Origin of the sequence: Streptomyces chrestomyceticus JCM 4735 (assembly GCF_003865135.1) — a bacterium.
GTDB lineage: Bacteria > Actinomycetota > Actinomycetes > Streptomycetales > Streptomycetaceae > Streptomyces > Streptomyces chrestomyceticus.
Genome location: NZ_BHZC01000001.1, coordinates 5,911,971 through 5,929,082 on the forward strand (window position 1 = coordinate 5,911,971; position 17,112 = coordinate 5,929,082).

21 protein-coding genes, 1 tRNA gene and 1 riboswitch are annotated in these 17,112 nt (G+C 71.0%); of the genes, 14 read left to right on the forward strand and 8 right to left on the reverse strand.

All coding sequences use genetic code 11. From position 1 onward, the window contains the following. The first annotated feature begins 96 nt into the window (after positions 1 to 96). The 3 genes from EJG53_RS43970 (at position 97) to EJG53_RS25635 (ending at position 1,623) form a co-directional block, all read left to right on the forward strand. A complete protein-coding gene (locus EJG53_RS43970) occupies positions 97 to 210 on the forward strand; it encodes a putative leader peptide (protein ID WP_359131720.1) in 114 nt (37 codons plus the stop codon). Positions 211 to 367: 157 nt separating this feature from the next. After that, positions 368 to 673 (forward strand): MoaD/ThiS family protein, encoded by a 306-nt coding sequence (locus tag EJG53_RS25630; RefSeq protein WP_030023752.1) that lies wholly within the window; start codon positions 368 to 370, stop codon positions 671 to 673. Further along, positions 673 to 1,623, forward strand: a complete 951-nt coding sequence (locus EJG53_RS25635; RefSeq protein WP_125046720.1) for a PLP-dependent cysteine synthase family protein — start codon at positions 673 to 675, stop codon at positions 1,621 to 1,623. The genes EJG53_RS25630 and EJG53_RS25635 overlap by 1 nt, the downstream gene beginning before the upstream one ends. Positions 1,624 to 1,710: 87 nt before the next feature. Here the strand turns inward: EJG53_RS25635 and EJG53_RS25640 are convergent, their stop codons facing one another. Then, complete coding sequence (locus EJG53_RS25640; RefSeq protein ID WP_125046722.1) at positions 1,711 to 2,220, reverse strand: type II toxin-antitoxin system PemK/MazF family toxin; 510 nt, start codon at positions 2,218 to 2,220, stop codon at positions 1,711 to 1,713. Positions 2,221 to 2,583: 363 nt separating this feature from the next. Between EJG53_RS25640 and EJG53_RS25645 the strand changes: the two genes are divergently transcribed. Continuing rightward, positions 2,584 to 3,336 carry an MBL fold metallo-hydrolase gene (locus tag EJG53_RS25645; protein ID WP_031007345.1) on the forward strand — a complete coding sequence of 251 codons (753 nt, stop codon included), beginning with the start codon at positions 2,584 to 2,586 and terminating at the stop codon, positions 3,334 to 3,336. Positions 3,337 to 3,450: 114 nt separating this feature from the next. On the opposite strand, the gene EJG53_RS25650 is transcribed toward EJG53_RS25645, so the two are convergent. Both EJG53_RS25650 and EJG53_RS25655 read right to left on the reverse strand, forming a co-directional pair. Beyond that, positions 3,451 to 4,716, reverse strand: coding sequence for a PTS transporter subunit EIIC (locus EJG53_RS25650; protein ID WP_125046724.1), 1,266 nt, complete (start codon positions 4,714 to 4,716; stop codon positions 3,451 to 3,453). 283 nt (positions 4,717 to 4,999) lie between these two features. Then, positions 5,000 to 6,310 (reverse strand): PTS transporter subunit EIIC, encoded by a 1,311-nt coding sequence (locus EJG53_RS25655; RefSeq protein WP_125046726.1) that lies wholly within the window; start codon positions 6,308 to 6,310, stop codon positions 5,000 to 5,002. A gap of 228 nt (positions 6,311 to 6,538) precedes the next feature. On the opposite strand from EJG53_RS25655, the gene EJG53_RS25660 reads away from it, so the two are divergent. The 5 genes from EJG53_RS25660 (at position 6,539) to rdgB (ending at position 9,378) form a co-directional block, all read left to right on the forward strand. After that, positions 6,539 to 6,772 (forward strand): glucose PTS transporter subunit EIIB, encoded by a 234-nt coding sequence (locus tag EJG53_RS25660; protein WP_003986022.1) that lies wholly within the window; start codon positions 6,539 to 6,541, stop codon positions 6,770 to 6,772. A gap of 265 nt (positions 6,773 to 7,037) precedes the next feature. Next, positions 7,038 to 7,769, forward strand: a complete 732-nt coding sequence (gene rph / locus EJG53_RS25665; RefSeq protein ID WP_031007338.1) for a ribonuclease PH — start codon at positions 7,038 to 7,040, stop codon at positions 7,767 to 7,769. Between the two features lie 155 nt (positions 7,770 to 7,924). After that, positions 7,925 to 8,089, forward strand: a complete 165-nt coding sequence (locus EJG53_RS25670) for an SCO1431 family membrane protein (protein ID WP_125046728.1) — start codon at positions 7,925 to 7,927, stop codon at positions 8,087 to 8,089. 210 nt (positions 8,090 to 8,299) lie between these two features. Then, entirely contained in the window at positions 8,300 to 8,740 is a 441-nt protein-coding gene (locus EJG53_RS25675; protein WP_125046730.1) for a hypothetical protein, read from the forward strand. Between the two features lie 35 nt (positions 8,741 to 8,775). Continuing rightward, positions 8,776 to 9,378, forward strand: a complete 603-nt coding sequence (rdgB, locus tag EJG53_RS25680; protein ID WP_125046732.1) for an RdgB/HAM1 family non-canonical purine NTP pyrophosphatase — start codon at positions 8,776 to 8,778, stop codon at positions 9,376 to 9,378. Positions 9,379 to 9,448: 70 nt separating this feature from the next. Here rdgB and EJG53_RS25685 read toward each other — a convergent pair. The 4 genes from EJG53_RS25685 to EJG53_RS25700 all read right to left on the reverse strand — a co-directional run bounded on the left by EJG53_RS25685 (position 9,449) and on the right by EJG53_RS25700 (position 12,754). After that, a tRNA-Leu gene (locus EJG53_RS25685) sits at positions 9,449 to 9,524 on the reverse strand. Between the two features lie 7 nt (positions 9,525 to 9,531). Next, positions 9,532 to 10,404, reverse strand: a complete 873-nt coding sequence (locus EJG53_RS25690) for an HNH endonuclease signature motif containing protein (protein ID WP_125046734.1) — start codon at positions 10,402 to 10,404, stop codon at positions 9,532 to 9,534. Further along, entirely contained in the window at positions 10,401 to 11,042 is a 642-nt protein-coding gene (locus EJG53_RS25695; protein WP_125046736.1) for an HNH endonuclease, read from the reverse strand. The genes EJG53_RS25690 and EJG53_RS25695 overlap by 4 nt, the downstream gene beginning before the upstream one ends. A gap of 173 nt (positions 11,043 to 11,215) precedes the next feature. After that, positions 11,216 to 12,754, reverse strand: a complete 1,539-nt coding sequence (locus tag EJG53_RS25700; RefSeq protein ID WP_125046738.1) for an MFS transporter — start codon at positions 12,752 to 12,754, stop codon at positions 11,216 to 11,218. A gap of 510 nt (positions 12,755 to 13,264) precedes the next feature. On the opposite strand from EJG53_RS25700, the gene EJG53_RS25705 reads away from it, so the two are divergent. Both EJG53_RS25705 and EJG53_RS25710 read left to right on the forward strand, forming a co-directional pair. Then, positions 13,265 to 13,771, forward strand: a complete 507-nt coding sequence (locus tag EJG53_RS25705; protein WP_125046740.1) for a hypothetical protein — start codon at positions 13,265 to 13,267, stop codon at positions 13,769 to 13,771. Further along, a complete protein-coding gene (locus tag EJG53_RS25710) occupies positions 13,771 to 15,102 on the forward strand; it encodes a sensor histidine kinase (RefSeq protein ID WP_125046742.1) in 1,332 nt (443 codons plus the stop codon). The genes EJG53_RS25705 and EJG53_RS25710 overlap by 1 nt, the downstream gene beginning before the upstream one ends. An 85-nt stretch (positions 15,103 to 15,187) precedes the next feature. Here EJG53_RS25710 and bcp read toward each other — a convergent pair whose 3' ends face one another. Further along, positions 15,188 to 15,655, reverse strand: coding sequence for a thioredoxin-dependent thiol peroxidase (gene bcp / locus EJG53_RS25715; RefSeq protein ID WP_125046744.1), 468 nt, complete (start codon positions 15,653 to 15,655; stop codon positions 15,188 to 15,190). A gap of 192 nt (positions 15,656 to 15,847) precedes the next feature. Here bcp and EJG53_RS25720 point away from each other — a divergent pair, with 192 nt between their 5' ends. From EJG53_RS25720 to EJG53_RS25730, 3 genes are all read left to right on the forward strand, one after another. Beyond that, the gene (locus EJG53_RS25720; RefSeq protein ID WP_125046746.1) at positions 15,848 to 16,168 is read left to right on the forward strand and encodes a DUF3618 domain-containing protein; all 321 of its coding nucleotides are present in this window, start codon (positions 15,848 to 15,850) and stop codon (positions 16,166 to 16,168) included. Between the two features lie 89 nt (positions 16,169 to 16,257). Then, on the forward strand, positions 16,258 to 16,560 hold the full coding sequence (locus EJG53_RS25725) for a GroES family chaperonin (RefSeq protein WP_174856576.1): 303 nt from the start codon (positions 16,258 to 16,260) through the stop codon (positions 16,558 to 16,560). Positions 16,561 to 16,633: 73 nt separating this feature from the next. Next, a riboswitch (guanidine-III (ykkC-III) riboswitch) is annotated at positions 16,634 to 16,706 on the forward strand. A gap of 34 nt (positions 16,707 to 16,740) precedes the next feature. Continuing rightward, complete coding sequence (locus tag EJG53_RS25730) at positions 16,741 to 17,061, forward strand: DMT family transporter (protein WP_030023730.1); 321 nt, start codon at positions 16,741 to 16,743, stop codon at positions 17,059 to 17,061. Positions 17,062 to 17,112: the final 51 nt, after the last annotated feature.

Consider the following 17,112-nt stretch of genomic DNA (forward strand, 5'->3'; position numbering starts at 1 on the left):
TACCGCCGCAGACCGCGTCCCACCTGTTGTGCACCAAGCGTCCGCATCGCAAGACGAGGTTCCAGTCCCCGGACCGGGAATCGATACGATGACCGCATGGTTTTTGACGACGTGAGCGAGAAGACGCCGGGCATGTTGCTTGTGGCGCGGCTGCACGTCGATCTGTGCCGCCTTGCCAGCGCCATCTGTCCCGTCCGCGCTGCCGCCTGACGCCGCCGGACCCACCGGCCGCGCGGCGGTCCGCGCGCGCATCCATGCCGCGCGCCCGGCATCGCGCCCTCACGCCCAGCGCCTCCGCGCCGCACGCCCCGAGCCTGCGCCGCACGTCCGCCCGCCCGCACGTCACCGCCCTCCCACAGGAGCTCCCATGGCCATCGAGGTCCGTATCCCGACCATCCTCCGCACCTACACCGACGGCCAGAAGGCCGTCGAAGGCAGCGGAGCGACCCTCGCCGACCTCTTCGCCGACCTGGAGAGCCGCCACAACGGCATCCGGGAGCGCCTCGTCGACGGCGAGCAGCTTCGCCGCTTCGTGAACGTCTACCTCAACGACGAGGACGTGCGCTTCCTGAACGGCATCTCCACCGAGCTGAGCGACGGCGACAGCGTCACCATCCTCCCGGCCGTGGCCGGCGGCTCGGGCATGTCCGACGGCCCCCGGGAACAGCGCTGATGCGGTACGACTCCCCGCTGGCGGCGGTCGGCAACACCCCGCTGGTCCGCCTGCCGCGGCTGTCACCCTCCGCCGACGTCCGCATCTGGGCCAAGCTGGAGGACCGCAACCCGACCGGCTCGGTCAAGGACCGCCCCGCGCTCCACATGATCGAGCAGGCGGAGAAGGACGGCCGGCTCACCCCCGGCTGCACCATCCTGGAGCCCACCTCGGGCAACACCGGCATCTCGCTGGCGATGGCGGCCAGGCTCAAGGGCTACCGGATCGTCTGCGTCATGCCGGAGAACACCTCCTCCGAGCGGCGCGAACTGCTCGCCATGTGGGGCGCGGAGACCGTCTCCTCGCCCGCCGCGGGCGGCTCCAACACGGCCGTACGGGTCGCCAAGGAGCTGGCCGCCGAGCACCCCGACTGGGTGATGCTCTACCAGTACGGCAACCCCGACAACGCCGGCGCCCACTACGCCACCACCGGCCCGGAGATCCTCGCCGACCTGCCGTCCATCACCCACTTCGTGGCCGGCCTGGGCACCACCGGCACCCTCATGGGCGTCGGCCGCTACCTGCGCGAGCACGTCCCCGGCGTCCAGATCGTCGCCGCCGAACCGCGCTACGACGACGTGGTCTACGGGCTGCGCAACCTCGACGAGGGCTTCGTGCCCGAGCTGTACGACGAGTCGGTGCTCACCACCCGCTTCTCCGTCGGCTCCGAGGACGCCGTCCGCCGCACCCGCGAACTCCTCGCCGAGGAAGGCATCTTCGCGGGCGTCTCGACGGGGGCCGCCCTGCACGCGGCGATCGGCGTGGCCCGCAAGGCCGTCAAGGCCGGGCAGACCGCCGACATCGCCTTCGTCGTCGCCGACGGCGGCTGGAAGTACCTCTCCACCGGCGTCTACACCGCCGAAACCACCGAGGCCGCGATCGAGACGCTGCACGGACAGCTCTGGGCGTGAGGCCCCGCGGCTCCGGAGTTCAGCGGCTCCGAGGCCCTGCCGCCCGGAGCGGCCCCCGAGGGGCGGGACGATGCGCGTCCCGCCGCCTCACCTCCCCGTGAGGCGGCGTACCCGCTTCCACAGGGCGTCGTCGACCGTCCCCGCCCGGCGGCGGAAGTCCCGCAGCGGCACGTCGCGCAGCTCGTCCGTCTCCAGGAAGCTCGCCCGGCGCCGCCCGTCCCCGACCACGCCGGGAGGCAGCGGGAGCACCCCCGGCCGGTCCGGATGGTGCCGGCTGGTGATCTTCACGACGTGTGCCGTACCGCCGCGTACCGACAGCACCAGGCACGGGCGGTCCTTCGCGCCCGGCCCGTCCTCGTACGGCACCAGGGCCCACCAGATCTCCCGCGCCCGCGGCGCCGCTGCCCCGCCCGGCCCGGCGCCCCGGGAGGGGCTGCCGCCGGGGCGCGTACGGTCCCGCGCCCGCGCTCTTGGCCGGAACCGAGCGCTCTGCCGCTTCCGCGCGCCCCGCGCGCGTGCCCGCCCGTCGACGAGCGCCGCCACCAGCGCCAGCGCGGCCACCACGGCCAGTGCGGGCCACCACCCCGAGACGTCCAAACCCGTTCCCTCCAAGCTCCGGACCCCGCCCGACCGTACCGGCCCCGGCAGCCGGGCGGCACGGCCGTACCCGGGAGTAGGGCGCCGCCGCGCGGGCGTCGTGTAGCCGTACGGGACCGGGGAACGACAGGTAGGGAACACCCTCCTGTACACACCCACCCGGACTGGTGATTCCGCCCACAGCTCGCCCCGCCGGAGGAGCCACCAGCCCTTTCGCGCCTTACGCTCGTGGGCACCGCAATGACCGCTCAGGACCCGGCACGACGCCCGCCGGACGAGGACCGGCGGGGACTTGTGCACGCCCCCGCCGAAGCCCCGCATGGACCCGCCGCTCCGCCCCCAGCCACGGAGGTTCACGCCCGCATGAAGCTCACTGTCGTCGGTTGCTCGGGGTCGTTCCCTTCCACGGAATCGGCCTGTTCGAGCTACCTCTTGGAGGCCGACGGCTTCAGGCTGCTCATCGACATGGGCAACGGTGCCCTGGGCGAGCTGCAGCGCCACTGCGGTCTCTACGACCTCGACGCCGTACTCCTGTCCCACCTGCACGCCGACCACTGCATCGACCTGTGCGGCTACTTCGTCGTCCGCTACTACCGGCCCGACGGCGGCCGGTGCGCGCCGATGCCCGTGTACGGCCCGGCCGGCACCGAACGCCGGCTGACCGCGGCGCACGCGGACCTGCCGACCGACCAGGCCATGAGCGAGGTCTTCGACTTCCGGACACTGACCCCCGGCACGTTCACCGTCGGCCCCTTCACCGTCCGTACGGACCTGGTCAGCCACCCCGTCGAAGCGTTCGGCTTCCGTATCGAACACGACGGCAAGACCCTGACGTACTCCGGGGACACCGGAGTCTGCGACGCCCTGGACGGCCTCGCCGAGGACACCGACTTCTTCCTGTGCGAGGCGTCCTTCACGCACGGCAAGGAGGACATCCCGGACCTCCACCTCAACGGGCGCGAAGCCGGCGCGCACGCCGCGCGCGCCCGCGCGGGACGGCTGGTCCTGACCCACATCCCGCCGTGGACCGACCCGGGCATCAACCTGCGCGACGCGCAGGAGGTCTTCGAAGGACCGGTCGAGGTCGCCAAGGCGGGCGCGGTGTACGAGATCTGAGCCGTACGCGGAAGCCGTCCGTCCTGGCCGTCCGCGCGTCCGGACCGTACGCGGAAGGCCCCCGCGACCAGGTGGTCACGGGGGCCTTCCGCTGTCGCGGGCGCGGCCGGGGGCCTACTTGCCTTCGAGCTTCTGCATCTCGGCGATCTCCTCGTCGGACTCGCGGCCCGGCGTCTTGAGATCGAACTTGGTGATCGCGAACCGGAAGATCACGTAGTACAGGGCGGCGAAGCACAGGCCGACCACCGCGAGCATCAGCGGCTTGGTCGCGATACCCAGGTTCAGTACGTAGTCGATCGCGCCGGCCGAGAAGCCGAAGCCGTCCTTCATGCCCAGCGCCCAGGTCAGCGCCATGGACACACCGGTCAGGACGGCGTGCACCGCGTACAGCACCGGCGCGATGAACATGAACGTGAACTCGATCGGCTCGGTCACACCGGTGACGAAGGCGGTCAGCGCGAGCGAGAACATCATGCCGCCGACGACCTTGCGGCGCTCCGGGCGGGCACAGTGCACGATCGCCAGGCACGCGGCGGGCAGCGCGAACATCATGATCGGGAAGAAGCCGGTCATGAACTGGCCGGCGCTCGGGTCACCCTGCAGGAAGCGGGCGATGTCGCCGTGCTTGCCCTCGAAGTCACCGGCCTGGAACCACGGGAAGGAGTTGAGCAGGTGGTGCATGCCGACCGCGATCAGACCGCGGTTGGCGACACCGAAGATGCCCGCGCCGACCGCGCCGGAGCCGACCAGCCACTCACCGAAGTTGTGCAGACCGGCGCCGAGGACCGGCCAGATGTAGCCGAAGACGATGCCGATGACCAGGCCCGCGAAGGACGACAGGATCGGCACCAGGCGGCGGCCGCTGAAGAAGCCGAGCCAGTCCGGCAGCTTCTTGCGGCTGTAGCGCTGGTAGAGCAGGGCGACCACGATGCCCATCACCACGCCGCCGAGCACCTTCGCGTCGGCGGGCGCGGCCTGCTCGACTATCTTCCCGTCCACCACCTTGGCGATCTTCGGGAGGCTGTCGTCGCCGAACGTCGCCAGCACCTTGCTGAAGACCAGGTAGCCGACGACGGCGGCCAGACCGGTCGAGCCGTCCGCCTTCTTGGCGAAGCCGATGGCGATACCCACGGCGAACAGCAGCGGCATGTTGTCCAGGAGCGCGCCGCCGCCGGCGGCCATGAACTCCGCGATCTTGTTCAGGAACGCGGGGAACGAGTCCCGGCCGAGCATGTCCGGCTGGCCGAGACGGACCATGAGCGCCGCGGCGGGCAGCGTCGCGATCGGCAGCATGAGGCTGCGGCCGATGCGTTGCGCGACGGCCATGGCACCGGCGCCACGCTTCTTGTCGGGAGCCGCCTTGGCGGTGGCCGAACTCATCGGATTCCTCCTGGTGAGGCGGGCACTCGGAGAAAGGGGGACGGCCCGCCAAGCTTGGTCTACACCACTCAGTGGTTTAGACCATTCTTAGCATGTCGCCCACACATAAAGGAATCCGTTGTTCCCCAACGTTTAGATCACATGCCGAGCGGCCTACAAGTGCCGCGGCTCCGGGGGCCGGTCGGCCCGGGCCGGACTCCGTACCCGTGACCCCGCGAACCCGTACCGCCCCACCGCACTGCCCCCGGCCCCGCCGTACTCCTCCTGCCGCCCCCGCCTCCCCCTACTTCGTATTCTCCTTCGTCAGCTCCTCCTCCACCTCCTCCGGCTCACGCCCCGGAGTGTGCAGGTCGAACTTGGTGATCACGAAGCGGAACAGCGCGTAATAGACGGCCGCGAAACACAGACCGATCGGAATGATCATCCACGGTTTGGTGGCCAGCCCCCAGTTGATCACGTAGTCGATCAGACCGGCCGAGAAACTGAACCCGTCCTTGACGCCCAGCGCCCAGCTCACCGCCATCGACACCCCCGTCAGCACGGCATGGATCCCGTACAGCACCGGCGCGACGAACAGGAACGAGTACTCGATCGGCTCGGTCACCCCCGTGACGAACGACGTCAGCCCCACCGACAGCATCAGACCGCCGATCTCCTTGCGGCGGTGCGCCTTGGCGCAGTGTGTGATCGCCAGCGCCGCGGCCGGCAGCGCGAACATCATGATCGGGAAGAAACCCGTGGTGAACTGCCCGGCCGTCGGATCCCCCGCCAGGAACCGGTTGATGTCACCGTGCACCGCCGTACCGTCCGGCTTGGTGAAATCACCGAACTGGAACCACATGAACGTATTCAGGAACTGGTGCATCCCGATCACCAGCAGCGCCCGGTTGGCGACACCGAAGATGCCCGAACCGGTCGCGCCGAGATCCGTCAGCCACTTGCTGAAACCGGTCAGCGCGTCACCGATCGGCGGCCACACCCACAGACACAGCGCCGCGAAGGCCAGCCCCACGAACGCCATCACGATCGGCACCAGCCGACGCCCGTTGAAGAAGCCCAGCCAGTCCACCAGCTTCACCCGGTGATAGCGCTGCCAGATCCACGCGGCGAAGAAACCCATCACGATGCCGCCGAAGACCCCCGGGTTCTGAAACGCCGCCGGAGTGGCCTTACCGCCCCCGTCGACACACACCCCGCCCCACTGACCGGCCGTCGCATACGTCGCCCCCGCCGCACAGTCCTGCGGGAACTGGTGCAGCACCGAGTAATAGACGAGGAACCCGACCACCGCGGCCAGCGCCGTCGAACCGTCCGCCTTCTTCGCCATCCCGATCGCCACACCGACGCAGAACAGCAGCGGCAGCCCCAGCGAGGAGTCCAGCAGCGCGCCGCCCGCACCCGCGAACACCTTCGCCACGTTCTCCCAGCCCAGACCGTCCGCGCCGAAGACGTCCGGCTGGCCGAGCCGGTTCAGGATGCCCGCGGCCGGCAGCACGGCGATGGGAAGCTGCAGACTGCGCCCCATCTTCTGCAAGCCCTGGAACAGGCCCGCCGACCGTTTCCTCGCTCCCGCCGCTGCCGCGTTCGAGCTCATCCGCGTCCTCCCGGCCGCCGGTCCGTAGCGGGCCGGCTCGCTACGTGCCGCATACTGATGGTGTAGACCACTTGTGGTGCGTTTCGGACCCCCGGAAAAGCGCTGCCGGGTGGTCGCCATCATTCGCCAGAGCACGGGCACGCGCCCGGGTAACTGGGCTGAACGTGCGTTACCGTGTGATCACCGCGCGGCACCGACCGCCGGTGGCCGAGACAAGCAGGAGTGGACATGGCCAGCAAGGCTGAGAAGATCGTCGCCGGGCTCGGCGGACTCGACAACATCGAAGAGGTCGAGGGCTGCATCACCCGCCTGCGCACCGAGGTCGCCGACCCCTCGCTCGTCGACGAGGCCGCGCTGAAGGCCGCCGGCGCGCACGGCGTCGTCAAGATGGGCACCGCCATCCAGGTCGTCATCGGCACCGACGCGGACCCCATCGCCGCCGAGATCGAAGACATGATGTGAGCGGCTGACCGCTCACCCGCCGGGCCCCGGCCGCCCGCCCCACCGGGCGACGGACCGGGGCTTCGGCATGTGTACGGGCGGGGGCTACGGTTCGGCACGTGTACGGACGGGCCCGTACGTGTACGGCCGGGTACGGGTTCGGGCCCGTCCCCGTACGGGTACGACCACCCCTCCCACGGCCGGAACCCGACCTCACCCGGCCCTCGGAACCCGACCTCCCCCGATCCGGAACGCGCCCCTCTACCGAGCCGATAGGGTCGTGGCCATGTCTCGAATCGACGGCCGCACCCCCGATCAGCTCCGCCCCGTCACCGTGGAACGCGGCTGGAGCAAGCACGCCGAAGGCTCCGTGCTGATCTCCTTCGGCGACACCAAGGTCTTCTGCACCGCCTCCTTCACCGAAGGCGTCCCGCGCTGGCGCAAGGGCAGCGGCGAAGGCTGGGTCACCGCCGAGTACTCGATGCTGCCGCGCTCCACCAACACCCGCGGTGACCGCGAATCCGTCCGCGGCAAGATCGGCGGCCGGACGCACGAGATCTCCCGCCTCATCGGCCGCTCGCTGCGCGCCGTCATCGACTTCAAGGCCCTCGGCGAGAACACCGTCGTCCTGGACTGCGACGTCCTCCAGGCCGACGGCGGCACCCGCACCGCCGCCATCACCGGCGCCTACGTCGCCCTCGCCGACGCCATCTCCTGGGCCCAGGCCAAGAAGAGCATCAAGGCCGGCCGCCAGCCGCTCGTCGGCACCGTCTCCGCCGTCAGCGTCGGCATCGTCGGCGGCGTCCCCATGCTCGACCTCTGCTACGAGGAGGACGTGCGCGCCGAGACCGACATGAACGTCGTCTGCACCGGCGACGGCCGCTTCGTCGAGGTCCAGGGCACCGCCGAGGCCGAACCCTTCGCCCGCGAGGAACTCAACTCCCTCCTCGACCTGGCCGTCGCCGGCTGCTCGACCCTGGACGCCGCCCAGCGCGAGGCCCTCGCCCGCACGCTGTGACGGCCTCCGCCGCCGTACGAGCCTCCTGACGCGCCGGCCCCCGCGACGGCGGGCCGGCGCGCCGCTCACCGTCCCGCCGGGCCCGCCCTGTGACCTTTCCCTCGTGGGATCTGCGTCTCTAGGAAAACGGCGGCCCGCGGCGCACCGTGGGACGCATGTCCACTTCCGCTGCCACGGCTGCCGCAGCCGACGCCTCCGTCACCGCGTCCCGGGCCCGCACCGGCGGCCCGAAGGACGGCTCCAACCTGCTGGAACACCTCGTCGGCTGGACCCTCGTCATCGTCCTGGCCATGCTCTTCACCCAGACCGGCCTCATGTGACACACGGGGCGCACGCCCCGCACCACCCGGCTCACCCCCGCACCACCCCGGCCGACCCCACGCGCCCCGGTCCGCTCCCGGCGCCCCGGCCCGCCCGGCCCCCGGCAACCAAAGCCCGCCCGCCGGCGTTCTCCCTAGTACCGGCACCGGTACCAGCACCCGTACCGGCGCACCGCCCGTGCACGGCACGCCCAGGGGAGGACCGTTCTCATGGCTCCACGCCGACGTACCGCACTCCGCCGTAGCGCACTCCGCCGCGCCGCGGGCCGCCGCCCGGCGGCCACCGGCGCCGCCCTCCTGGCGGCAGCCGCCCTGACCGTCCCGCTCCTCGCCGCCTGCGGAGCGGTCGACAAGGCCGTCGGCTGCGCCAAGACCGCCACGGCGTTCGCCAACGACCTGTCCTCCCTCCAGCAGGACCTCGGCAACGCCGCCGACAGCCCCCAGGACGCCCAGCGCGCCCTCGACCGCCTCCAGAAGGATCTCGCCAAGATCCAGAAGGCGACGGACGACCCCGAGGTCCAGCAGGCGCTCAGCCGCCTGACCGGCGCCCTCGACAAAGCCGACGACGCCGTACGCGACGGCCGTACCCCCGACCTGTCCGCACTGGGCGACGCGGCCGGCGCCCTCACCAAGAGCTGCGCGACGGGATGAGGGAAGCTGCCGCCTCCCCTGGATAATCGGGCCTCATGAAGCGCCTGATCCTCGCCACCCGCAACGCCGGCAAAGTCACCGAACTCCGCGCCATCCTGGCCGCCGCCGACCTCGACGTCGAACTGGTCGGCGCCGACGCCTACCCGGACGTCCCCGACGTCAAGGAAACCGGCGTCACCTTCGCCGAGAACGCCCTCCTCAAGGCCCACGCCCTCGCCCGCGCCACCGGCCACCCGGCCGTCGCCGACGACTCCGGCCTCTGCGTCGACGTCCTCGGCGGCGCGCCCGGCATCTTCTCCGCCCGCTGGGCGGGCCGGCACGGCGACGACCAGGCCAACCTCGACCTGCTCCTCGCCCAGCTCTCCGACATCGCCGACGGTCACCGCGCCGCCCACTTCGCCTGCGCCGCGGCCCTCGCCCTCCCCGACGGCACCGAACGCGTCGTCGAAGGCCGCCTCGAAGGCGCCCTCCGCCACACCCCCGCCGGCACCGGCGGCTTCGGCTACGACCCGATCCTCCAGCCCCTCGGCGACACCCGCACCTGCGCCGAACTGACCGCCGACGAGAAGAACGCCATCAGCCATCGCGGCAAGGCGTTCCGGGGGTTGGTGCCGGTGGTGAGGGAGTTGCTGGGCTGAGGGAAAAACGGCCCGAGGACGACGAAGTGGCCGTCACCTCCAAGGAGAGGTGACGGCCACTTCGTCACGGTGGGCCCGGTGGGACTCGAACCCACGACACACCGGATCTAAACCGGCGCCCTCTCGGCCAGCTGGGGCACGGGCCCGCAGCGTCTACTCTACTGTGCCCTGTTGCGCGTCTGTCGAGGGATCTTCGATTCGGGCGGACCGCCGCCCGAATGTGCGGGTCTGGCTGTGGCACGAAGGGCACAGGTAGCGCAGGTTGCCGATCCGGTTGTCGAGCCGGTCCCCGTTGATGTGGTCGATCTCCAGGACCAGCCGCCTGCCTTGCCAGGTCTCGCCGAGACCGCAGGCACCGCATTGCCGCGGGACTGCCTTGTCGTCCAGAGCGCGGCGTAGCAGGGACGTCTTCGTCCGGCGGGAGCCCGGTGCACGGCGCCGGAGGACGTCATCGGCAGGCATGCGGGTCGGGGAGGGACAGCCACGAGCGTGCCCCTGCCCGGTGAAGTGCGCGGTCGACAGACCGTAGGCCGTGATGCTCCGGTCCAGGAGCCGTCGGGAAGAGGTGGTGACGGGGCGGCCGAGTCGCCGGAGCGTCGCGGCCCGGCTCTGCGAACCGGTCACGGCGGCGGCGAGTTCGTCGCGCGGCAGCAGCTCCGCGCGGGTGCCGCGCCCGGTGAAGTGCGCCGTGCTGATGCCGAAGCGCGTCAGCTTTCCACGGATGTGGCTGTAGGCGCTGTCGTACGGAGGCACGCCCAGGTACTCCAGCATGTCCCGGATGCTGTGAGACCGGGCGGCCGCTTCCTCCAGGCGCTGCTTCGTATACGTCTGCGGTGGGCGTGGCGGCAGTTGTTCGTCGATGAAGTGCGTGGTGTCGATGCCGTAATGCGCCAGGCGGCGGCGGAGGTAGTGGAGCGTGCCGCTGCCCGATGGGGTCCCCAGGCGGCGCAGTATGTCGACGGGACCGGTGGACACCGCGGCCGTACGAGTCAGCAGGTCGCGTGCGTACCGCCGGTGGGCCGTCATGGTTGCCTCACCCCGGGCCGCCTGCGGGGTTTGCGGCCGCGGTACGTGTCCGTCACCGCGTGGCAGTTGGGGCACAGGAGACGCAGATTCTCCGGACGGTTGTCCCACCAGTCGCCGTTGCGGTGGTCCACCTCCAGGCGCAGGGCCTTGCCGTTCCACTCCGGACCCGTACCGCACACCGTGCAGTTCTCCGCGACCCCCTGGAGGAGCAGCGCCCTGCGCAGACGGTCACCGGGCAGCCGCCCCTCGGACGGCGAACCCAGAACCAGCCGGTCGGCGAAGGGCCGTTTGGGGCGGCGGCGGCCGCCGGAAGTGAAGTGGCTGGTATCGATGCCCAGTTCGGTGATGCGCCGGGCGATGTGGGCCTGGTTGCCGCCCACCGGGTGGATGCCGATCCGGCGTACGACTTCGGCGGTGCTGCGGGAGAGGGCGACCACTTCGCGGAGCGTGGCTTCGTCGTGGCGGACCGACCTGTTCGTGAAGTGGGAGGTGTCGATCCGCTCTTCGGCCATTCTGCGGCTGAGGTAACACCGGACACCCGGTGTCGGAATGCTGCCGCAGTGGCGTGCGACGTCCTCGTACGACGTCAACCTGAGCGCGGCCTCCATGAGCAGTTCGCGCGTGTACTTGATCCTCATGTCCCCCGCTTTCGACGGGCTCGGTGAGCCCTGCCCGCTCGTGTGTAGCGTCCTCGAACTGCCCAACGCCCCACCCCCCACCCGGTTACGCCGAACAGCCCAAAAACCCAAAGAAACGACCGCGGCCCCCACCCACCCAGGGCGAGGGCCGCGACGCGGAGTCCGGAGAGGGGTCAGAACCGCGGGTCCGGGGACTGGGACGTGACCATTTCGACGGCTTCTTCCTTGGTGGCGACCGCGGGCGGGGAGCCCTCCAGGGGCTGTTGGGCGGTTTCCTTCATGCAGGCGACGGCGATGGCGCCGACCAGGGCGGCGCCCATGGCGTAGTAGGCGGGGATCATGTCGTTGCCGCCGAAGCCGTCCATGAGGGCGGTGATGACCAGGGGGGTCGTACCGCCGAATAGGGAGACGGCGAGGTTGTAGCCGATGGAGAGGGAGCCGTAGCGGACGCTGGTGGGGAAGAGGGCGGGGAGCGCGGCGGACATGGTGCCGAGGAGGCAGACCAGGGAGAGGCCGAGCATCAGCATGCCGGGGATGATCGCGGCCATGCTGCCCTGCTTGACCAGCAGGAAGGCGGGGATGGAGAGGAGGAAGAAGCCGAGCATGCCGGTCATCAGGAGGGGCTTGCGGCCGTAGCGGTCGTTGAGTTTGCCGACGCTGCTGATGACGCACATCAGGACGAGCATGGTGCCGATGACGACCAGCAGACCGTGTGCCTCGTCGTAGTGGAGGGTGTCGGTCAGGTAGGTCGGCATGTAGGAGAGCAGCATGTAGTGGCAGATGTTGTACGCGCCGACCAACGCGATGCACAGGATCAGCATGGGCCACTGCTGGGAGAAGATCTCGCCGAGCTTCTTCTTGGGGGCGTTCTCCGAGAGGTGGGAGAAGTCGGCCTCGGTCTCGGTGACGGAGGCGTCGCCGTTGTGGGTCTGGGCGGCTTCCAGCTTCTGGAAGGCGGGGGTCTCGTCGAGCTTCATCCGCAGGTAGAGGCCGACGAGGCCGAGCGGTCCGGCGACGAGGAAGGGGATGCGCCAGCCCCAGTCGTGCATGGTCTCGGAGCCGAGCCAGGTGTTGAGGATCAGGACCAGGCCGGCGGCGCCGGTGTAGCCGGCCAGGGTGCCCATCTCCAGGAAGCTGCCGAAGAAGCCGCGCTTCTTGTCGGGCGCGTACTCGGCGATGAAGGTGGAGGCGCCGCCGTACTCGCCGCCGGTGGAGAAGCCCTGGATCATGCGGAAGACGATCAGCAGGATCGGGGCCCACAGGCCGATGCTGGCGTACGAGGGGATCAGGCCGATGCACAGGGTGCCCGCGGCCATCATGATCATGGTGAGGGCGAGGACCTTCTTGCGGCCGACGCGGTCGCCGAGGGGGCCGAAGAACGCGCCGCCGATGGGCCGTACGAGGAAGGCGACGGCGAAGGTGGCGAAGGAGGACAGCAGGCTGGCCGTGTCGCTGCCGCCGGGGAAGAACACCTTTCCGATGGTGACCGCGAGATAGCTGTAGATGCCGAAGTCGAACCATTCCATGGCGTTGCCGAGCGCGGCGGCCTTCACGGCGCGTTTGACGACGCGCTCGTCGGTCACCGTGATGTCGGTGCGGCGCAGCCGGGGGTTCCGGCGGCGGGCGACGGCACGGAACAGGTTTCTGTGGCGTTTGAACGCCTCAGGGTCCCGGTCGGTCGTGGGTTCGGCTTCGGTGCTGCCGGTCGGCACGAGTCGAGTCCTCTCGGTCGGTCAGCGCGCTCGATGCGCGGCAGGGGTTTCGCAGCGGTCGTGGGCGTCCTCGTGGCCGGGTGGGCCGTCGGCGGTCGCCGGTGATCACAAAGGTGGTCGTACGACAGGTGCGCCTGCGCACTGGAGCGCGACTCAAACCACTCTGACCCCACAACGCGATGTACGTCACGTGGTCTGCGCCGTCCGGCGCAGCGGTTCCTCCTGGTTTCGTGGTGGATTTCGCCAGGGCCGTGACCATCGCTGTTACAGAACTGGTACAAAGCCGCGTGGTCACCGAAGCGTCCGGGCAATCAGCCCGTGTGGCGGGGAGGGGAGAGTGGTGGGTATCGAAACCACCCTTATGCTCCGAACCGTTCGCCCCGCGGACACCTCGCGCACCTGTGCCTCGTCCTCGCGCGCGGGGGGACGTTCACCGGCACGCGTGCGGCGTTCGGATGCGGTGGCCCGCACCGCGCCGGCACGGGGCCGCTGCCCCGGAAGGAGAAGTTCATGACCGACCGCGAGGGTGCCCGCCGGTTCAGCGGGCGCACCGCCCTGGCGACCTTCGCCGCGGTCACCGCGCTGGCGGCCGGCGGGGTGTGGTTCAGCCAGGCGGCGGACCGCGCGTCGGCGGTGGACGCGGCGCCGAAGACGTCGGCGGTGCAGGACGTGAAGTCGGCGGGGAAGGCGACCGGCGGGCTGCCCGGTGTGCGGGACTGCGGGTTCGGCGAGCCGGAGATCAAGCCGCAGGTCATCACGTTGACGTGTGCGGACGCGGGCATGGTGGCGACCGGTATCACCTGGCACCGGTACGGCACGGCGGAGGCCGAAGGCAAGGGCGTGGTGCAGGTGGAGAAGGCCGCCGCGGGGGCGGGCACGGACGCGGGTTTCCCGGCGACGTTCCGGCTGTACGCGGCGAAGACGGTGGACGGCGCGCGGGCCTTCACGGGGCTGGAGGTGACGTACGAGGGCTCGACGCCGCTCGGTGACTCGACGGAGATGTACAACCTCGCGTGATGGGCATCCGAGGCCGGATCGCGCTGGCCATCTCGTGTGTGACGGCGCTGGCGGTGGTGGTGCTGGGGTTCGCGGTGCACCACATCGCGGACGCGGAGCGGGAGCGTTCGGCGCGTTCGTACCAGGACGACCGGCTCAGTTCGGCGCTGCAGATCTACGAGCGGGACGGCACGCTGGCGCTGGGCGCTCAACTGGACGACGCGACGCTGCCGAGTCCGTTGCGGGCGGCGGTGTTCGAGGGGAAGTCCGGTACGTATGTGAGTCAGGGCGAGGATCCGCGGGTGTGGGCGGCGACGGGTGTGGGCGGCGGGGCCGGGGCTGGAGCCGGTGACTCCGGTGGCGGTGGTTCCGGCGGGCAGCCGCGGACGTTGTCGGTGTCGGCGGCGTTCCCGGACCACGACCCGGCCCAGGAGGCGCTGGACCGGGCCCTGGTGATCGCGGGTGTCGGCACGGTGGTGCTGATGGCCGGGGTGTCGTGGTTCGTCTCGCAGCGGCTGTCGCGGCGGCTGCGGCACAGCGCGGCCGCGGCGCGCCGGATCGCGGCGGGTGAGCCGCCGGACGCGGACGCGCTGGCGGCGGGCGGCCGGGACGAGGTGGCGGAGCTGGGCCGTTCGGTGCACCACATGGCGACGTCGCTGGCGGCGCGGGTGGAGGCGGAGCGCAAGTTCACCGCGGACGTGGCGCACGAGCTGCGGACGCCGGTGGCGGGTCTGGTGGCGGCGGCCGAGCTGCTGCCGCACGAGCGGGCCGTCGAGCTGGTGCGGGACCGGGCGCAGACGATGCGCAACCTGGTCGAGGACCTGCTGGAGGTGTCCCGGCTGGACGCGGGCGTGGAGTCCGCGCAGTTGGACGCGGTGGATCTGCCGTCGCTGGTGCGCGGGATCGTGGGCCGGGCGGAGCGGGTGCGCGGCCTGACGGGTGTGGAGATCGTCGTGGTGGGTCCGGCGCGGGTGGTGGAGACCGACCGGCGCCGGGTGGAGCGGGTGCTGGTCAATCTGCTGGCGAACGCGGCCAAGCACGGCGCGCCGCCGGTGGAGGTACGGGTCGAGGGCACGCGGATCGTGGTGCGCGACCACGGGCCGGGGTATCCGCCGGAGCTGTGCGAGGAGGGTCCGCGCCGGTTCCGTACGGCGGCTCCGGAGCGGGGTACGGGGCACGGTCTGGGGCTGACGATCGCGGCCGGTCAGGCGGAGGTGCTGGGCGGTCGGCTGGTGTTCGGTACGGCGGCGGGCGGTGGCGCCGAGGCGGTGCTGGAGCTGCCGGAACCGGCCGGGCCGGGGGAGACGGAGCCGGTGCCGGCGGCGGAGCGGGGGGCGGTGGCGGCCTCGTAGGCCGCCCCACCCGGGGACAGCGGGGCGGACGTACCGGCTTCGGCCGTCCGCCTCGCCCCTCCCGTTGCCCGCCGCCTGACTCCGCCTACAGCCCCAGATCCTTGATGATCTTTGCGACGTGGCCGGTGGCCTTCACGTTGTACAGGGCGCGCTCGACCTTGCCCTCCTCGTCCACGATCACCGTGGAGCGGATGACGCCGGTCACGACCTTGCCGTACAGCTTCTTCTCGCCGTACGCGCCGTACGCCTCCAGGACCTGCTTGTTGGGGTCGCCCAGCAGGGTGACCGACAGCTCCTCCTTCTCGCGGAATTTCGCGAGCTTCTCCGGCTTGTCGGGGGAGATGCCGATGACGTCGTAGCCGTGCCCGGCCAGGAAGCCGAGGTTGTCGGTGAAGTCGCAGGCCTGCTTGGTGCAGCCGGGGGTCAGCGCGGCCGGGTAGAAGTAGACGATGACCTTGCGGCCCTTGTGGTCGGCGAGCGAGACCTGCTTGCCGTCCGCGTCGGGGAGGGTGAAGGCGGGGGCGGTGTCGCCGGGCTGCAGTCGCTCGCTCATGGCTCTCCTTGGGTGGGCGGCACGCGGGGTGCGCGTACGGGGAAGGCGGGTGCGCGAGCGGGTCGCGCCCCTGTTTGCGCTACGCCCTGAGGTTACTGAGCCGCTCGAAAAGGGGGTGCTGTGGGGCGGCATGCCCGTGGTGCTGACAGACTGTCCGCACGGAGACGGATCGAGACGACCGGAGGCAGCGCGGTGTCGGAAGCCAGGACCCCTGCGCAGATCGAGAAGGACATCGTCCGCAGGCGGCAGGAGCTTGCCGTGACGCTGGACGAGATCGGTGTGCGGCTGCACCCGAAGACGATCATGGGGGACGCGAAGGCGAAGACGGCGGCGGCCGTGGACCGCACGGCGGGGCGGGCGTACGTGGCCGCCAACCGCGCGGTCTCGGACATCCGCGCCCAGCTTGTGGCGGAGGACGGCGCGCCCCGGCTGGAGCGGGTGGTGCCGCTGGCGATGATCGGTGTGGCCGTCGTGGGGCTGCTCGTGGTGGGTTCCAAGAGGCGCCGTTCCTGAGGGGGGCGCTGTGCGGGCGCGCGGCCAGGTACGGTCGTGCCGTGAGCCCGAATAACGCCAAGGACACCCACGACAAGCTGCCCATCCGGATGCTGCACGACCGGGTGCTGGTCCGTACCGACATCGCCGAGGGCGAGCGCCGCTCCACCGGCGGCATCGTCATTCCCGCGACCGCGGCGGTCGGCCGCCGGCTGGCCTGGGCCGAGGTGGTCGCGGTGGGGCAGAACGTGCGGACCGTGGAGCCCGGTGACCGGGTGCTGTACGACCCGGAGGACCGGGCCGAGGTCGAGGTGCGCGGCGTCGCGTACGTCCTGATGCGCGAGCGCGACCTGCACGCGGTGGCGGCGGAGCGCCTGGAGGGCGCCGAGGACGCGACGGGGCTGTATCTGTAGCGCACCTGCGACGGTACGGCCGTGCGGCTGTGCTGGGGCCAGGACGGGCGGTGACCAGGGTCACCGCCCGTTTTGTGTGCCTTTTGCTAGGCTCGGAGACATCCCGACGAGACGCGCCGTACCGGGTCACGACAAGACGACGCACCCCTGTAGGAGCTCGTTGTCCACGGAGGTGCCGTCATGGCATGGATTCTGCTCGCCGTCGCCGGTCTGCTCGAAGTCGGCTGGTCGATCGGCATGAAGTTCACGGACGGGTTCACCCGGCTGTGGCCCAGCGTCTTCACCGGCGCGGGCATCGTCGCCAGCATGGTGCTGCTCTCGTACGCCGCCCGGACCCTGCCGATCGGCACCGCCTACGGCGTCTGGGTCGGCATCGGCGCGGCCGGCGCGGCGGTCGTCGGCATGCTGGTGCTGGGTGAGCCCGCCACCGCCGCGCGGATCTTCTTCATCTGCTTGCTGCTGGTGGCGGTCGTCGGTCTGAAGATGACGTCCGGCCACTGACGCCGGACGCCGGACCCGTATGCCGGGCGGGCGCCCGCACGGCTCGCGCCC

What these genes read in the sequence shown, in the direction of transcription:
- EJG53_RS43970 (WP_359131720.1), top strand. Translation starts at nt 97, where the DNA reads ATGGTTTTTGACGACGTGAGCGAGAAGACGCCGGGCATGTTGCTTGTG.
- EJG53_RS25635 (WP_125046720.1), top strand. Translation starts at nt 673, where the DNA reads ATGCGGTACGACTCCCCGCTGGCGGCGGTCGGCAACACCCCGCTGGTC.
- EJG53_RS25690 (WP_125046734.1), bottom strand. Translation starts at nt 10,404, where the DNA reads ATGACGGCCCACCGGCGGTACGCACGCGACCTGCTGACTCGTACGGCC.
- EJG53_RS25730 (WP_030023730.1), top strand. Translation starts at nt 16,741, where the DNA reads ATGGCATGGATTCTGCTCGCCGTCGCCGGTCTGCTCGAAGTCGGCTGG.
- EJG53_RS25630 (WP_030023752.1), top strand. Translation starts at nt 368, where the DNA reads ATGGCCATCGAGGTCCGTATCCCGACCATCCTCCGCACCTACACCGAC.
- rph (WP_031007338.1), top strand. Translation starts at nt 7,038, where the DNA reads ATGTCTCGAATCGACGGCCGCACCCCCGATCAGCTCCGCCCCGTCACC.
- EJG53_RS25655 (WP_125046726.1), bottom strand. Translation starts at nt 6,310, where the DNA reads ATGAGCTCGAACGCGGCAGCGGCGGGAGCGAGGAAACGGTCGGCGGGC.
- EJG53_RS25710 (WP_125046742.1), top strand. Translation starts at nt 13,771, where the DNA reads ATGGGCATCCGAGGCCGGATCGCGCTGGCCATCTCGTGTGTGACGGCG.
- EJG53_RS25695 (WP_125046736.1), bottom strand. Translation starts at nt 11,042, where the DNA reads ATGAGGATCAAGTACACGCGCGAACTGCTCATGGAGGCCGCGCTCAGG.
- EJG53_RS25675 (WP_125046730.1), top strand. Translation starts at nt 8,300, where the DNA reads ATGGCTCCACGCCGACGTACCGCACTCCGCCGTAGCGCACTCCGCCGC.
- EJG53_RS25705 (WP_125046740.1), top strand. Translation starts at nt 13,265, where the DNA reads ATGACCGACCGCGAGGGTGCCCGCCGGTTCAGCGGGCGCACCGCCCTG.
- EJG53_RS25725 (WP_174856576.1), top strand. Translation starts at nt 16,258, where the DNA reads ATGCTGCACGACCGGGTGCTGGTCCGTACCGACATCGCCGAGGGCGAG.
- EJG53_RS25660 (WP_003986022.1), top strand. Translation starts at nt 6,539, where the DNA reads ATGGCCAGCAAGGCTGAGAAGATCGTCGCCGGGCTCGGCGGACTCGAC.
- EJG53_RS25670 (WP_125046728.1), top strand. Translation starts at nt 7,925, where the DNA reads ATGTCCACTTCCGCTGCCACGGCTGCCGCAGCCGACGCCTCCGTCACC.
- EJG53_RS25650 (WP_125046724.1), bottom strand. Translation starts at nt 4,716, where the DNA reads ATGAGTTCGGCCACCGCCAAGGCGGCTCCCGACAAGAAGCGTGGCGCC.
- EJG53_RS25645 (WP_031007345.1), top strand. Translation starts at nt 2,584, where the DNA reads ATGAAGCTCACTGTCGTCGGTTGCTCGGGGTCGTTCCCTTCCACGGAA.
- bcp (WP_125046744.1), bottom strand. Translation starts at nt 15,655, where the DNA reads ATGAGCGAGCGACTGCAGCCCGGCGACACCGCCCCCGCCTTCACCCTC.
- rdgB (WP_125046732.1), top strand. Translation starts at nt 8,776, where the DNA reads ATGAAGCGCCTGATCCTCGCCACCCGCAACGCCGGCAAAGTCACCGAA.